Source organism: Mycobacterium sp., assembly GCF_032159565.1.
Taxonomy (GTDB): domain Bacteria; phylum Actinomycetota; class Actinomycetes; order Mycobacteriales; family Mycobacteriaceae; genus Mycobacterium.
The window spans coordinates 39493-53808 of sequence record NZ_JAVHWR010000177.1; the positions used below are offsets into that span (position 1 = coordinate 39493).

Consider the following 14316-nt stretch of genomic DNA (forward strand, 5'->3'; position numbering starts at 1 on the left):
GAGTAGCGTCGAACCATGACCGAAGCGCCTGAAAAACCGCCGCTGCACATGCGCCGCGATTCGTTCAGTCCTACCGCGGAGCTTCGGCTGATCCGTGAGAGCGAGGGCGTTCGCGAATTCACCAACGCCTTCGGCCTGCAGGTTTACCTGGTCACTCGCCACGAGGACGTCAAGGCCGTGCTGGCCGATCACGAACGGTTCTCCAACGAGCGTCCGCCCGGCTTCCCTGTGCAGGGCGTTCGGCAGCCGTCCGAGGAGGAGGCCGCTAACGCACGCGCCGGTAATCTCCTCGGTCTCGACCCGCCCGAGCATTCGCGGCTGCGTCGCATGCTGACACCCGAGTTCACGATCAGGCGGATGAAACGTCTCGAGCCGCGCATCGTCGAGATCGTCGAAACCCAACTGGACACGATGGAAAGTGGGGGCCCGCCAGCCGATTTGGTGGAGAACTTCGCGCTGCCGATCCCGTCGCTGGTGATCTGCGAACTGCTCGGCGTGCCCTATGACGACCGCGAGGACTTCCAACGGCGCAGCGTCGGACAGCTCGACTTCTCGGTTCCGATACCCGAGCGGCAGGAGTTGGCTCGGCAGGGCCGCGCATACATGACCACGCTGGTTGCCCGTGCGCGGCGGCAACCCGGCGAGGACATCCTTGGCATGCTGGTGCGTGAACACGGCGACGAGCTCACCGACGACGAACTCATCGGAGTCGCAGGCCTGCTGCTGCTCGCCGGGCACGAAACCACGTCGAACATGCTGGGCCTCGGCACGCTGGCGCTGCTGCGTCACCCGGAACAGCTGGCAGTCATACGCGACGATCCCGACGCCATCGGTCCAGCCCTGGAGGAGCTGTTGCGCTGGCTTTCGATCGTGCAGACCGCAATTCCCCGCGTCACCACCACCGACGTCGAGGTCGCGGGCGTGATGATTCCAGCGGGAAATCTGGTATTCCCGTCCCTACCGTCGGGCAACCGGGACGCCGGCTTCATCGACTCACCCGAGGTCCTCGACATTCGTCGCGGTGCGCCGGGCCATCTGGCGTTCGGGCACGGCGTGCACCACTGCCTCGGCGCGCCGCTGGCCCGGATGGAGATGCGCATCGCCTTCCCCGCATTGCTGCGCCGATTCCCGAACCTTGCGCTGGCCGAGGATTTCGCCGACGTGCAGTTCCGAACCTGGAACTTCATCTACGGGCTCAAGTCACTGGAGGTGAGCTGGTGAAGGTGCACGCCGATCGCGACGTCTGCATACAGGCGGGGAACTGCGTGATGGTCGCAGACAACCTGTTCGACCAGGACGACGACGGCATCGTGGTGGTGCTCGTCGACGACATCCCCGACGACGAGCAAGACAGGGCGCGCGAGGCGGTCAAGCTCTGCCCTTCGCAGGCGCTGACGATCGTCGACTGACTAGTCGTCGCGGTCCAGGTCGATCACGCCCGCGCGGCCGAGCAGCAGCACGCTGACGATGAGCACCCAGATGGGGAAGGCCAATGTCATCCACATGCTGATATCGCTGGCGAGCAGAATCCCCAGTGCCAGAACATAAGTCACGATCACCAACCAGCGTGGCATCAGGCCGGTCTTGAGCCACATCGTGGCCAGCGAGATCATGAACACGGCGCCCATTCTCAGCGCGTAGGTCTTGGTCAACGTGATCAGGACCATCTGCCCGAAGGTGGCCACCTCGGTGTGCGCGGACACATCCACGACGTCCCTGCTGCTGGCGGCCAACCCCGCACCGATGGCCGACGACACGAACATCATCGTCAGGAACGTCAGCCCCGCACCGATGAACACGGTGGAGAAGAACTTGTCCTCGACGCTCCCGAAGCCGTCTCGCACGACGCCGATGAACCACAGAAAGGCAATGCCCGCGAACGGCATCAGGATCGCTGCGATCCTCATTCGATGGCTGCCCGAATCCAGCCACTGCGCGCCCTCCTCGGCGCCTTCGGGCAGCGCGGTGCGGATCAGAATCAGCGCGGCCCCGAACAGCAGTCCGAACAACACGCCTGCCAGCGCCGCCGCGCGAGGGGTGGTCAGCGGGTGCGGCGTCAGGCTGGTCATGGCTGCCCCGGCAGCAGCCGGATCATCAAGCCGTTGGCCTCGGCGAGCAGGTTGCCGTCCGGGTCTCGCAATTCGGCGTTCACGAACGCCTTGCGGCCCTCCGTTCGATCGACCCAACCGCGCATCGTCAACGGGGTGTCGATCGGCGTCACCTTCCGGTAGTCCACATGAAGGAAGCCGGTGCGGCTGATCGGCCGTCCGGACGCGTGGATCACCATGCCGAACATCGAGTCGAACATCAGCGGCAGAACACCGCCGTGCACCGCGTAATTACCACCGACGTGAAAGCGGCTGAACTGCACGGTCAACTCGACGTCGTCGGATTCGAACTTCGTCACCGCATACGGCGGCATCAGCAGGCTGCCCGAGCCCGGCAGCGCGGGCACCCGGTTGGCAGGCCCGAGACCTTCCGGCGCCTCGAACGGGTCCAGCAGCTTCACCAACTTTTCCGCGAGGTTGGCCGCTTCGTTCCAGGTGTCGATGTCGGGGTCGGCGGACACCGCGAGATCCTGAGCCTTGCGCATCGCCGCGAGAAACCGGCCGAACCCTGGACCGGGTTGGGCCGCTTCGAAATTCGGGAACCCGCCATGCCTGTCGTAGTCAGGGTCGACGACGCGGGGATCATTGTCCTTTTCGCTGCGCGCGGAAGTCACGAGCCCGCCAGAATGTCGCGGCGCACGATGGTCTGCTCGCGGCCGGGTCCGACACCGATGCACGAAACGTGGGCGCCGGCAAGCTCTTCCAGCCGAAGCACGTAGTCTCGCGCCTTGGCGGGCAGGTCGTCGAATTCACGGGCCTCGGAGATGTCCTCCCACCAGCCCGGCATCTCCTCGTAGATCGGCTCGGCGTACCCGATGTCGCTCTGCGTCATCGGCATTTCGTCGGTGCGCTTGCCGCGGACGGTGTAGCCGACGCAAACCGGGACCGTCTCCAGGCTCGAGAGCACGTCGAGCTTGGTCAGGAAGTAGTCGGTGATGCCGTTGACCCGGGTGGCGTAGCGCGCGATCACCGAATCGAACCAGCCGCAGCGACGACGCCTGCCCGTCGTCACCCCGAACTCGCCGCCGGTCTTGGACAGGTATTCGCCCATCTCGTCGAACAACTCGGTCGGGAACGGGCCGGAGCCGACGCGGGTGGTGTACGCCTTCAGGATCCCCAACACGGTGGTGATGCGGGTGGGTCCGATGCCGGAGCCGACGGCGGCGCCGCCTGCGGTCGGATTCGACGACGTGACGAACGGATACGTGCCGTGGTCGACGTCGAGCAGCGTGCCCTGCGAGCCCTCGAGCAGAACCGTCTCGCCTTCGTCGAGCGCGACGTTGAGCAACAGGCGGGTGTCGGCGATGCGGTGCTTGAAGCCCTCGGCCTTGGTCAGCAGGTGGTCGAGCACCTCGTCGGGCGACAGCGCCTTGCGGTTGTAGATCTTGACCAGCACCTGGTTCTTGAATTCCAGTGCCGCCTCGATCTTCTGAGCGAGCTGCGCCTCGTCGAGCACGTCAGCGACGCGAATCCCGATGCGCGCGATCTTGTCCTGGTAGCACGGGCCGATTCCGCGGCCGGTGGTGCCGATCTTCTTGCTGCCCGCGTATCGCTCGACCACTTTGTCCATGGCGACGTGGTACGGCATCAGCAGGTGCGCGTCGGCGGAGATCAGCAGGCGTTCGGTGTCGACGCCGCGGTCGGTCAGACCCTTCAGCTCGTCGAGCAACACGCCCGGGTCGACCACCACGCCGTTGCCGATCACATTGGTGACACCGGGTGTCAGGATGCCCGACGGGATCAGGTGGAGCGCGAAGTTCTCGCCCGTCGGCAGCACGACGGTATGGCCTGCATTGTTGCCGCCCTGGTACCGCACGACCCATTGCACGCGGCCCCCGAGTAGATCGGTGGCCTTTCCCTTGCCCTCGTCGCCCCACTGAGCGCCGATGAGCACGATTGCCGGCATGGCGTTTCTCCCGCTTATTGTGATCCAGCCGGTGAGCCACTGTATCCGACTTGGTCCCTTCGACCTGCGAGGAGCCGCCTTGATCGCTGATGATGTCGGCCGCAGCTGCGTGGTTTTGCTGTTCGGCGGCCGACGACTGCCGCCCCCGCTGGCCGGTCTCCCCATCCGGCAGGCCGACGGCCGTGACGACATCGACGCCGCTGCCGGGCACTGCAGTCGGCTCATCGTGGTGGGCTCCGATGCCGATCTGGCCGCGGTACTGACCCGGCTGATGCGCACCGACCGGCTCGATGTCGAGGTCGGCCACGCGACCGGATCATGGGCGGCACGGCGCGCACGCCGCGGCAGCGCCAGGCGGGTGCCGTTGATCCGCGACGACAGCGGCCACGTCATCGTCGGCGCAGCGGAATGGCGGGGCGAGGACGACGCACCGCTGCGCGGCGAGGCGGTCGTCGACGACACGCAGCTCTTCGACGGTGCCGTCGTCGGCGTTCGGATCGAGCCGACCGGGTCCATGCCCGGCCTCCGGGCGTGCGTTATTCGCCCAGGCAGACGGCGCTGGGTGACCGGGCGGGCCGCCCAGCTGGGCGCGACGGGCGCCGTAGCGGTGCGCGACGGTGTGCCCGGCGGCAGAATCGTTCGCCGATCTACCTTTTTTCGCCACACACAGGGCTGGCTGCTGGTGAGATAGGCCCGTGCGAATGATCGTTACCGGCGGCAACAGCGGTGTCGGCAAGGAAACGGCGACGGCGCTGGCCGCCGCGGGACACAGCGTGCTGATCGCGGCGCGCGACGTACCGAAGTCCGAGCGGGCAGCGGCCGACATGGCGGGCGACGTAGAGGTGGCCCATCTCGATCTGGCCGACCTGACCAGCGTGCGCAAGTTCGCCGACTCGGTGGAGCCGGTAGACGTGCTGGTGAACAACGCAGGCGTGCTCGGCCTGCCGCTGACCCGCACCGCGGACGGGTTCGAGACGCACATGGGCACCAACTACCTAGGCCACTTCGCGTTGACCTGCCTGCTCGGCGACCGGATCTCAGACCGGGTCGTCTCGGTGACGAGCATGAACCACATGTTCAGCCGGATGCACCTGGACGACCTGAACTGGCATGCCCGCCCGTATTCGAAGTGGGCCGCATACGGTGAGTCCAAGCTCGCGGTGATGCTGTTCACCGACGAACTGGCCAGAAGGGGCGTGCGGGCGATCGTGGTCGATCCAGGCGGCGCCGACACCAACATCGTGCGGTACAGCACGGGGTTCCTCCGCTGGTCCGCGGGTCTGAGCCTGCTGCGGAACTTCCCACAGAGCGCGAAGTCCGCGGCGCGCTCGAGCATCATCGGCGCGACGAGCGACCTGCCGCCCGCGACGTATCTGGCGCCGGTATTCAAGCAATTCGGCAAGCCGCGGGTGACCAGGCGGTTGAAGAAGGCGTGCGATCAGGAGACCGCGAACCGGCTGTGGAAGCTGTCGGCCGAATTGACGGAATGCGACTGGCCGCGGACGTGAGGAGCAATAGAGCCACGGTAGTTTCGTGAGGTGACCATCCGTCCGGCTCACCAATCGGTGCGGCCAAGCCCGATGTTCCTGATCGTCGTCGCGGTCACGGCGGCCGGAGCGGTGCTGGCCTGGCTGGCCGAGTCCTCGCGTACGCCGCTGGCCTACGTGGGCGTATTCGTCTTCGTCATCGCCGGCTGGATCGTGTCGTTGTGCTTCCACGAGTTCGGCCATGCGTTCACGGCGTGGCGGTACGGCGACCACGACATCGCGGTGCGCGGCTATCTGACGCTCAACCCGTTCAAGTACGCCAATCCCATGCTCTCCCTGATACTTCCGGTGTTGATCACTCTGCTGGGCGGCATCGGCCTGCCCGGCGGCGCAGTGTGGGTGCGGACGTCGTTCATGACCGACAGGCAGAAGACGATCGTCAGCCTCGCCGGGCCGTTCATGAACGCGGTGCTCGCGGTGCTGCTGCTGGTGGCTACGCGGCTGTTCTACAACCCCGAACATGTGGTGTTCTGGGCCGCCATGGCGTTTCTGGGCTTCCTGCAGATCACCGGAGCCCTGCTCAACCTCCTACCGGTACCCGGACTCGACGGCTACGGCGCACTCGAACCGCACCTGAGCCCCGAGACGCGGCGGGCACTGGAGCCCGCCAAGCAGTGGGCGTTCTTCATTTTCCTGGTGCTGTTCATCGCGACGCCGCTCAGTCGGTACTTCTTCGCGGTGGTGGGCTGGTTCTTCGACCTGTCCGGGGTCAACAGCGGCCTGATCGGCCTCGGCTTCAACCTCACCCGGTTCTGGTCGGCCTGGCTGTAAAGCAGCGCCTTGCGACATATGCGTCGTTGCGCATACATTGAAGATATGGGTGCGGGCCACAACCACGGAAGTGGCGATACCCGCGTCAGCCGGATGATCATCGCGGCGGCCGTCCTGTCCGTCTTCTTCGTCATCGAGCTGACGACCGCGCTGCTGATCAACTCGATCGCACTGCTGGCCGACGCCAGCCACATGCTCACCGACCTGGTGGCCATGTTCATGGGCCTGACCGCGGTGCTGTTGGCCCGGCACGGCAGCGCTTCCGCCAAGCGAACCTACGGCTGGCATCGCGCCGAGGTGTTCACCGCGGTGGCCAACGCGGTGCTGCTGTTGTTCGTCGCCGTCTTCATCCTCTACGAGGCGTTCGTGCGGCTCGGCGATGCGCCCGACGTCCCCGGTGTGCCGATGATCGTCGTCGCGCTCGCCGGCCTGATCGCCAACGCGATCGTGGTGCTGCTGTTGCGCTCACAATCCGGGCAGAGCCTCGCGGTCAAGGGCGCCTACATGGAGGTCGTCGCCGACACCGTCGGCAGCATCGGCGTGCTGATCGCGGGAATCGTCACGGTCACCACGCGGTGGCCCTACGCCGACGTCGTGGTCGCGGTGTTCGTCGCGCTGTGGGTACTGCCGCGAGCGATCGCGCTCGCGCGGGCGGCGTTGCGCATCCTTTCGGAGAACTCGCCGCGCCACATCGACGTTGCGGAGCTGCGGATCGCACTGTGCGCGGTCGACGGCGTGACCGAGGTGCACGACCTGCACGTGTGGACGCTGGTTCCCGGCAAGGACATGGTGACCGCACACCTGACGTCGACAGCCGACTCGGCGAAGGTCCTCGACGAGGCGAAGGCGGTGCTCACCGCCCGCGGTCTGGAACATGCGACCGTCCAGGTCGAGCCGCCCGACGCCGCGAGCGACTGCCACTGCGAAACGAGCTGGTAGAGCTAGCCGACGCCGAGTTCGGCGCGGGCGCTCGGATCGCAGTCGTCGAGCAGGTCGAGGCAGCGGGAGTATTCGTCCGACTCGCCGATGGCATCCGCGGCCTTCGCGAGTGCGGCGACGCAACGGAGGAAGCCGCGATTCGGCGCATGCGAATACGGAACCGGTCCGAACCCCTTCCACCCGTTGCGGCGCAACTGGTCGAGGCCGCGGTGGTAGCCGGTGCGGGCGTACGCGTAGGCGGTGATGGCCTTGTCGTCTGCCAGCGCACGCTCGGCGAGCACCGCCCACGCCACCGATGCGGTGGGATGGGCGGCGGCCACGATCGCGGGCTTCTCGTCGGCATCGAGTTCCGCCTCGGCGGCGGGATCGCCGGGCAGCAGAGTCGGATCCGGTCCCAGAAGATCACCCATACGCGTCATAGGCCTATTGTGCCGTGGGGCAATTAAGCTCGATACAGAGACCGTCGGCCGAGCCGACAGCCAGTTCGCGTCACGGGAGGACCGCTGCAGGGATGTCGAACCCATCAGGGCCCGGCCAGGGACACCAGCCGGCCGTCGAATCAACCGGCGAACCGGCCGATGACGCATCGACAACCGAGGACAGCGCCCCAACTGAGGCGGCTCCGGTAGTCGGCGCCGAAGCGGCGCCGATCGTCGAGGAGCACCCCACCGAAGTGATGCCGGTGGAGGACACCGGTGCGCTGGAGCCCGATACGCAGCCGGAGGAGCCCGCCGAACGGCGGTACACCGCGCCGTCCGGGATGGACTCGTCGGCGACGAAATTCATCGAAAGGCCTCCCGACCCCGCCACCGAAGTCTTTTCGACGCCTACCCAGCCCATCTCGTCCGGCAAATCGGTTGCGCCACAAATGATCCCGGGGCGCGGGGACGCACCGAGTCCGCCGGGCCGTCGTCGCAGCTGGGGATGGGTGGTGGCGCTGATCCTGGTGATCGCGGCGCTCGCCGCCGTCGCGATACTGGGCACGCTGCTGCTGACCCGCGACTCCGATTCGAAGGAGTCGCAGCAGGACATGGTCCGCACCACCATCCAGAACTTCGACGTCGCCGTGCAGAACGGCGACCTGGCCACCTTGCGCAGCATCACCTGCGGCGCCACCCGCGACAGCTACGTCAACTATGACGACCGGGCGTGGGCCGACACTCACGCCCGGGTGGCCGCGGCCAAGCAGTATCCGGTGGTGGCCAGCATCGACCAGGTCGTGGTGAACGGCGACCACGCCGAGGCCAACGTGACGACGTTCATGGCGTATGCGCCGCAGACTCGGTCCACCCGCAGTTTCGACCTGCAGTTCCGCGACGACCAATGGAAGATCTGCCAGGCTCCCAATAGCTAATGGGACCGGTAAATGTAGGGAAACACCCTATTTTTCAGCGGTATCCGGCTGGCTAGCGTTTGCCTAACGAGATGTTCTCGGTGCGCAAACGAAGGGCTCGTTCACATGTCCCGATCCATACCGGCCAAGAGGCCGCCGCTCATCGCCGCAGCAGCGTTAGTCGCGGGGCTGGTGGCCGTCCCGGTTCCCGCCGCGTACGCAGCCCCTCCCAGCGGCTGCACCTTTCCCGCAGTGGTGAACATCAACATCAGCGACGGCTCGTCGATGTCGTTCGCCGCCAACGGGGCCAACGTCGACGGACCGACCACCATCGGACCTCCCGGCGGGGAGGGCACCCCGGGCGCCCTTCAGGGCGGCATCGCGCCGAACGGTCACGTCGAGCTGACATTCATCCACGGCGCCAACGACGAACGTCATTACGGCGGTGACGTGGGCGAGGACGGCAGGGCCACCGGCAGCGTCGCAGGTACCCCGCTGACGTGGGCAACCGGAGGCCCGCTGACATGCACCACGGCGGCAACCGTTGCGGGGCCCGATGTGGTGGGCGAGCCCGTCATAAGCGGGATCATCATTCACGTGACAGACCACAGTGGAAAGACGTCGAAATGCCACTACGACTCGGAGTTCTATGACCGCGACTTCACCCTCAACGCGAACTCCACCGCCGACGTGAAGCTCATACCCGCGGTCCCACTGTTGCGGGCCTGGCCCGTGACCGTTACCTGCGACAACGGTGCCAAGACCGAAACGAGTATCGACTACTAGCCCGCGCTGATACTCCGGCCCGCGCTGTGCAGATCGTTGCACGCCTCGACGATCCGCCCCGACATGGAGGCCTCGCCCTTCTTCATATAGCTGCGCGGGTCGTAGACCTTCTTGTCGCCGACTTCGCCGTCGATCTTCAGCACGCCGTCGTAATTGGCGAACATGTGGCCCGCGACGGGGCGGGTGAACGCGTACTGGGTGTCGGTGTCGACGTTCATCTTGACCACGCCGTAGCGCAGCGACTCCTCGATCTCCGACTTCAGCGAGCCGGAGCCGCCGTGGAAGACGAAGTCGAAAGGCTTTGCATCGTCAGGCAATCCGAGCTTGGCGGCGGCCACCTTCTGCCCCTGCGCCAGGATGTCGGGGCGCAGCTTGACGTTGCCCGGCTTGTAGACGCCGTGCACGTTGCCGAATGTCGCGGCCAGCAGATAGTGGCCGTGCTCGCCCGCGCCGAGTGCTTCGATGGTCTTCTCGAAGTCCTCCGGCGTGGTGTAGAGCTTCTCGTTGATCTCGGCCTCGACGCCGTCCTCCTCGCCGCCGACGACGCCGATCTCGATCTCCAGCACGATCTTGGCGGCGGCCGCCTCCTTCAGCAGTTCCTTGGCGATCGTCAGGTTCTCGTCGATCGGCACCGCCGAACCGTCCCACATGTGCGACTGAATGAGCGGGTTGCCGCCGGCCGCCACCCGCTTCTGGGAGATCGCCAGCAGGGGCCGGACGTAGGTGTCCAGCTTGTCCTTCGGGCAGTGGTCGGTGTGCAACGCGACCGTGATCGGGTACTTCTCGGCGACGATGTGGGCGAACTCCGCGAGCGCCACCGCGCCGGTGACCATGTCCTTCACTCCGAGCCCGGAGGCGAACTCGGCGCCGCCGGTCGAGAACTGGATGATGCCGTCGCTGCCCGCATCGGCGAAACCCTTCAGCGCTGCGTTGATCGTCTCCGATGAGGTGCAGTTGATCGCCGGGAAGGCATATGAGTGCTCCTTGGCACGGGCCAGCATCTCGGCGTAGGCCTCGGGCGTGGCGATGGGCATGGGAGTTCCTCTCGCTGGGGCGGCTGTCTGCGCAGTATCTCAAGAAGAGTAGGGAAACACCCGATTCAAATTGTCCTCGCACTCCCTAGTGTGGAAACCGCCGGGAGCAACGCCGCGACCGCTGAAAGAGGACCGCCATGGGGATGTCGCATATTGGAACACGTACGGCCTTGCGCTGTGCAGCCGTGATCGCGGCAACCACGTTCGCTGCGGTCGGTCTGGCGGGCTCCGCCGCCGCCGAGTACGTCTACATGCCATGCGCGGCGAACGGCGACCCGCTGCAGAGTTGCGATGGCGGCGTTTTGACACGGGCTCTCGTGCAGGGCCGGGAAAACGCCGGGTGGAGTATCACGTTCACATCGTCGGACGACATGTGCTCCGACATCTTCATGCAGGTCACGGCCGTTCCGAATGGAAGCCCGATGAGGGTCCTCGGGCGCGACAGGCTCGGGCCCGGCCAGTCGACAGCCACCTACCAGATCGAGAACACCGGTATGGGCGCATCGGTCGTGCTGCACGCGACGGGCATCGATGGAGGCTGCAACACCGGGTCCCTGATGGGGTGGGAAGGCCATCTTCAGATCGAGGAAATCCCCTACAAGAACTGAGCAGTTGAGAAAGGACCAACGACCATGACACGGATACACATCGCCAGGACCGGCGTGATCACGGCGGCCATCGCATGCGCGGGGCTGGCGCTCGCCTCTCCCGCGTCGGCGAAGCCGTTCACGCAGGACAACTACATCGAGGTGCCGAACTGTCCGCAGCCGCAGACGCAGCTGTGCACAACCGTTCCGAGTGCGACCGTCGGGGCGGTGATGGCTCCGAGCGTCTCGTTCAGCGCCAACGGCAATCACTGCTCGGACATGATTGCGCACATCATCGTCGACGGTCAGGAGGTGGGAGCCGATCAGGTGGGACCGGGGCAGAGCACCCGTCCGTTCGACCTCCCCAGCTATCGCAGCCACACCGTCGGAGTGCAGGCCGAGGGCGTCGAGGGCGGCTGCAACGTCGGCTACGTGAGCGCTTGGGGCGGCACCTTGCACTTCAAGGGCGTCTCTCCCCTGTCGTGATCCGCTGACCTGCACGTTGGCCGTCGGCGCAGGGTGCGCCGGTATCTTGTGAGCCATGACCAGCACCACGGTGATGTTGATGCCGGACTTCATGGACCCGATCAAGCTCCTCGGGTATTTCGGTGTCTGGGCACTGGTCGGCCTGCTGGTGGTGGTATTCGTCGAATCCGGGCTGCTGTTTCCCGTGTTGCCAGGCGATTCGCTGCTGTTCGTCGCGGGCATGTTCGCTGCCGGTTCCGCCGCACAGGGTGAAGCCGTCAACGCCAACTTCGAGCTGTGGCAGCTGCTGGTCTTCGTTCCGATCGCGGCCGTCGCGGGCGGTCAGGTCGGCTATTGGATCGGCCGGTTCATCGGTACCTCGATGTTCAAGCCCAACGCGCGCTTCCTCAAGCAGCGGTACCTGGACGAGGCACACGTGTTCTTCGAGCAGCGTGGCCCGTTCGCGATCGTCATCGCCCGATTCGTGCCGATCGTGCGCACCCTGGCGCCGATCACCGCGGGCGCCGCTGCAATGCGCTACTGGGTGTTCACGGCCTACAACGTTCTCGGCGCCGTCGTGTGGGGCGTCGGACTGGTGCTACTGGGATATTGGCTGGGCCAGTTCGAAACGGTGCAGAAGCTGCTGGAGCCGATCGTCATTCTGATCGCGCTCGCGTCCGTGGCCCCGATGTTCATCGAGTGGTACAAGCGGCGTCGCGCGGCCCGGCAGATCGCGGCGGCCGAAGACTAGTCAGGCCACCGGCCGCCTTCGTGGTGGATCCGGCCGTCGACCTCGGTCAGCGGGCGGCCTCCGCCGCCCCAGCGCCGGGCGATGATCTCCGCGGCGATCGACACCGCCGTCTCCTCAGGGGTGCGCGCACCGAGATCGAGACCGATCGGGCTCGCCAGCCGGGACAACTCGGACTCCGTCACACCCGCCTCACGCAGCCTGCGCATCCGGTCCTCATGTGTTTGTCGTGAACCCATCGCACCCAGGTAGCCGACCTCCGGCAGTCGCAGCGCGACCTCCAGCAGCGGAACGTCGAACTTGGGATCGTGGGTGAGCACGCAGATGACGCTGCGGCCATCGACGGCGCCGGCCCCGTGCTGTGCGGCGAGGTAACGGTTGGGCCATTCGACGACGACCTCGTCGGCGGTCGGGAACCGCGCCCGCGTCGCGAACACCGGGCGGGCGTCGCAGACGGTGACCCGATAGCCGAGCAGCGAGCCCTGTCGTGCCAACGCGGCCGCGAAGTCGATAGCACCGAAGATCAGCATCCGTGGCCGCGGCGCGTAGGCAGCCACGAACACCTCCATGCCCGCCCCGCGCCGCTGACCGTCCGGCCCGTATGTCAGTACTTCGCTCAGGCCCACCGCCAGCAGGCCCGCGGCGTCATCGGCGATCGCGGCATCGGCGCGTGACGAGCCCAAAGTGCCTCGGGTCCAGTCCGATCCGACGACAAGCCTGCGTCCCACCCAGTCCGCGTCGGGATGCGCGATGACGGTGGCCACCGCGACCGGACGGTGTCGTGCGATGTCCTCGGCCACCGCCTTGAGCTCAGGGAAAGTGCTGCGCGAAACCGGCTCGACGAAGACGTCGATGACGCCGCCGCAGGTCAGCCCGACGGCGAAGGCGTCGTCATCGGAAACTCCGTAGCGCTCGAGACGCGGAACGCCCTCGCGCACAACATCGTTGGCCAGCTCGTAGACAGCGCCCTCCACGCAGCCTCCCGACACCGAACCACTGACGGCACCGTCCGGCGCCACCACCATCGAGGCGCCCGGCGGTCGAGGCGCCGACTTGAAGGTGCGCACGACGGTGCCGATTCCGCAGGTGCCACCCGCTTCCCAGATATCGAGCAATTCGGCCAGTACGTCACGCATCTCGGCCCGCCTCCAAGGCGCGGATCAAGCTTGCGGCGTCCCACGGCCCCTTGTGCCGCCTGCCGTTGACGAAGAACGTCGGCGTCGAGTTCAGGTCCATCACCTCGGCGTCCTGCGCGTCGTCCTGCACGCGGTGCAGCAGCTTCGATGCGTGCACGCGGACGTCCTTGTCGAATTGTTCGATGTCGCAGCCGACACTGGCGGCGTAGCGGTACATGTCGGACCAGTCGAGGTTGTCTTGATGCTCGAACAGCATTCCGGCCATCTCCCAGAACTTGCCCTGCAGCGCCGCCGCCTCGCTGGCCCGTGCCGCATCCAACGCGCGTGGATGGACCCGCTCCAACGGCAGATGCCGCCACACATAGCGCAGTTCGTCGCCGAAGTGCTCGCGAACCTGATCGATCGACCCGGTGGCACGACTGCAGAACGGGCACTCGAAATCGCCATACTCGACCAGGGTCAGCGGAGCGTCGGGGTCGCCGCGGATGTGGTCACGCTCGGGATCGACGGGGCGAACCAACTTCAGCCCGACAGGCTCGGGCGGGCTGAGCCAGTCGGTGATCGCGAAGATGGCCCAGCCGAGCAGGAACGCCAGCAGCGAGGCGAGCAGCACGCCGACCCGGGCCTCGTCCTGGCGTAGCGGATCAGAGATCGCGATGTCGATGATGAAAAGCGAAATGGTGAAACCGATCCCGGACAGTGCAGCTCCTCCTGCGATCCGCCGCAGGGTCAGGCCCGGGGCCAGCGCACCCCAGCGGAGCCGCGCAACGAGCCAGGTCGCACTGGTGATGCCGATGAACTTGCCGAGGACAAGGCCCCCGACGATCCCCCACGTCAGCGGCGACCGCATCGCGGCCGACATCGTCTCTCCGGTCAGCCGCACCCCGGCATTGGCCAAGGCGAACAGCGGCAGGATCAGAAACGACACATAGGGCCCGAACTCTGTCTGGAGTCGT

The 14316-nt window shown here is 66.4% G+C and carries 18 protein-coding genes; 11 read left to right on the forward strand and 7 right to left on the reverse strand.

Annotated features, from left to right (window positions below; all coding sequences use genetic code 11):
* The first annotated feature begins 15 nt into the window (after nucleotides 1-15).
* Complete coding sequence (locus QOC76_RS23825; RefSeq protein ID WP_526361051.1) at nucleotides 16-1221, forward strand: cytochrome P450; 1206 nt, start codon at nucleotides 16-18, stop codon at nucleotides 1219-1221.
* Nucleotides 1218-1409 carry a ferredoxin gene (locus QOC76_RS23830; protein WP_526361053.1) on the forward strand — a complete coding sequence of 64 codons (192 nt, stop codon included), beginning with the start codon at nucleotides 1218-1220 and terminating at the stop codon, nucleotides 1407-1409. The genes QOC76_RS23825 and QOC76_RS23830 overlap by 4 nt, the downstream gene beginning before the upstream one ends.
* Here QOC76_RS23830 and QOC76_RS23835 read toward each other — a convergent pair whose 3' ends face one another.
* The 3 genes from QOC76_RS23835 to QOC76_RS23845 are packed head-to-tail and all read right to left on the reverse strand — an operon-like array spanning nucleotide 1410 to nucleotide 4014.
* Nucleotides 1410-2069 carry a hypothetical protein gene (locus tag QOC76_RS23835; RefSeq protein WP_526361055.1) on the reverse strand — a complete coding sequence of 220 codons (660 nt, stop codon included), beginning with the start codon at nucleotides 2067-2069 and terminating at the stop codon, nucleotides 1410-1412. It abuts the gene before it with no gap.
* On the reverse strand, nucleotides 2066-2722 hold the full coding sequence (locus tag QOC76_RS23840; protein WP_526361057.1) for a PaaI family thioesterase: 657 nt from the start codon (nucleotides 2720-2722) through the stop codon (nucleotides 2066-2068). The genes QOC76_RS23835 and QOC76_RS23840 overlap by 4 nt, the downstream gene beginning before the upstream one ends.
* A complete protein-coding gene (locus QOC76_RS23845; protein ID WP_526361059.1) occupies nucleotides 2719-4014 on the reverse strand; it encodes an adenylosuccinate synthase in 1296 nt (431 codons plus the stop codon). The genes QOC76_RS23840 and QOC76_RS23845 overlap by 4 nt, the downstream gene beginning before the upstream one ends.
* Nucleotides 4015-4150: 136 nt before the next feature.
* Here QOC76_RS23845 and QOC76_RS23850 point away from each other — a divergent pair, with 136 nt between their 5' ends.
* Genes QOC76_RS23850 through QOC76_RS23865 form a run of 4 tightly spaced genes read left to right on the forward strand, consistent with a single transcriptional unit; the run spans nucleotide 4151 to nucleotide 7271 of the window.
* Nucleotides 4151-4705, forward strand: a complete 555-nt coding sequence (locus QOC76_RS23850) for a hypothetical protein (RefSeq protein ID WP_526361087.1) — start codon at nucleotides 4151-4153, stop codon at nucleotides 4703-4705.
* Nucleotides 4706-4709: 4 nt separating this feature from the next.
* Complete coding sequence (locus tag QOC76_RS23855) at nucleotides 4710-5522, forward strand: SDR family NAD(P)-dependent oxidoreductase (protein ID WP_526361061.1); 813 nt, start codon at nucleotides 4710-4712, stop codon at nucleotides 5520-5522.
* 30 nt (nucleotides 5523-5552) lie between these two features.
* On the forward strand, nucleotides 5553-6332 hold the full coding sequence (locus tag QOC76_RS23860) for a site-2 protease family protein (protein ID WP_526361063.1): 780 nt from the start codon (nucleotides 5553-5555) through the stop codon (nucleotides 6330-6332).
* A gap of 45 nt (nucleotides 6333-6377) precedes the next feature.
* Nucleotides 6378-7271 (forward strand): cation diffusion facilitator family transporter, encoded by an 894-nt coding sequence (locus QOC76_RS23865; RefSeq protein WP_526361065.1) that lies wholly within the window; start codon nucleotides 6378-6380, stop codon nucleotides 7269-7271.
* 2 nt (nucleotides 7272-7273) lie between these two features.
* On the opposite strand, the gene QOC76_RS23870 is transcribed toward QOC76_RS23865, so the two are convergent.
* Entirely contained in the window at nucleotides 7274-7690 is a 417-nt protein-coding gene (locus QOC76_RS23870; RefSeq protein ID WP_526361067.1) for a DUF3151 family protein, read from the reverse strand.
* A 92-nt stretch (nucleotides 7691-7782) separates the two neighbouring features.
* On the opposite strand from QOC76_RS23870, the gene QOC76_RS23875 reads away from it, so the two are divergent.
* Nucleotides 7783-8625, forward strand: coding sequence for an Rv0361 family membrane protein (locus tag QOC76_RS23875; RefSeq protein WP_526361069.1), 843 nt, complete (start codon nucleotides 7783-7785; stop codon nucleotides 8623-8625).
* A 105-nt stretch (nucleotides 8626-8730) separates the two neighbouring features.
* Nucleotides 8731-9390: a hypothetical protein gene (locus tag QOC76_RS23880; RefSeq protein ID WP_526361071.1), complete on the forward strand. Its 660-nt coding sequence runs from the start codon at nucleotides 8731-8733 to the stop codon at nucleotides 9388-9390.
* On the opposite strand, the gene fbaA is transcribed toward QOC76_RS23880, so the two are convergent.
* Nucleotides 9387-10424 carry a class II fructose-bisphosphate aldolase gene (gene fbaA, locus QOC76_RS23885; protein WP_526361073.1) on the reverse strand — a complete coding sequence of 346 codons (1038 nt, stop codon included), beginning with the start codon at nucleotides 10422-10424 and terminating at the stop codon, nucleotides 9387-9389. The genes QOC76_RS23880 and fbaA overlap by 4 nt on opposite strands.
* Nucleotides 10425-10609: 185 nt before the next feature.
* On the opposite strand from fbaA, the gene QOC76_RS23890 reads away from it, so the two are divergent.
* The 3 genes from QOC76_RS23890 to QOC76_RS23900 are packed head-to-tail and all read left to right on the forward strand — an operon-like array spanning nucleotide 10610 to nucleotide 12227.
* Nucleotides 10610-11032: a hypothetical protein gene (locus tag QOC76_RS23890; RefSeq protein ID WP_526361075.1), complete on the forward strand. Its 423-nt coding sequence runs from the start codon at nucleotides 10610-10612 to the stop codon at nucleotides 11030-11032.
* Nucleotides 11033-11056: 24 nt separating this feature from the next.
* On the forward strand, nucleotides 11057-11497 hold the full coding sequence (locus tag QOC76_RS23895) for a hypothetical protein (protein WP_526361077.1): 441 nt from the start codon (nucleotides 11057-11059) through the stop codon (nucleotides 11495-11497).
* A gap of 55 nt (nucleotides 11498-11552) precedes the next feature.
* Nucleotides 11553-12227: a VTT domain-containing protein gene (locus QOC76_RS23900; protein WP_526361079.1), complete on the forward strand. Its 675-nt coding sequence runs from the start codon at nucleotides 11553-11555 to the stop codon at nucleotides 12225-12227.
* Here the strand turns inward: QOC76_RS23900 and QOC76_RS23905 are convergent.
* Nucleotides 12224-13360, reverse strand: a complete 1137-nt coding sequence (locus QOC76_RS23905) for an XdhC family protein (protein WP_526361081.1) — start codon at nucleotides 13358-13360, stop codon at nucleotides 12224-12226. The two genes, QOC76_RS23900 and QOC76_RS23905, sit on opposite strands and share 4 nt — an antisense overlap.
* Nucleotides 13353-14316 (reverse strand): DsbA family protein (locus QOC76_RS23910; RefSeq protein ID WP_526361083.1); only part of this gene is annotated, 964 nt, incomplete at its 5' end. The genes QOC76_RS23910 and QOC76_RS23905, both read right to left, overlap by 8 nt.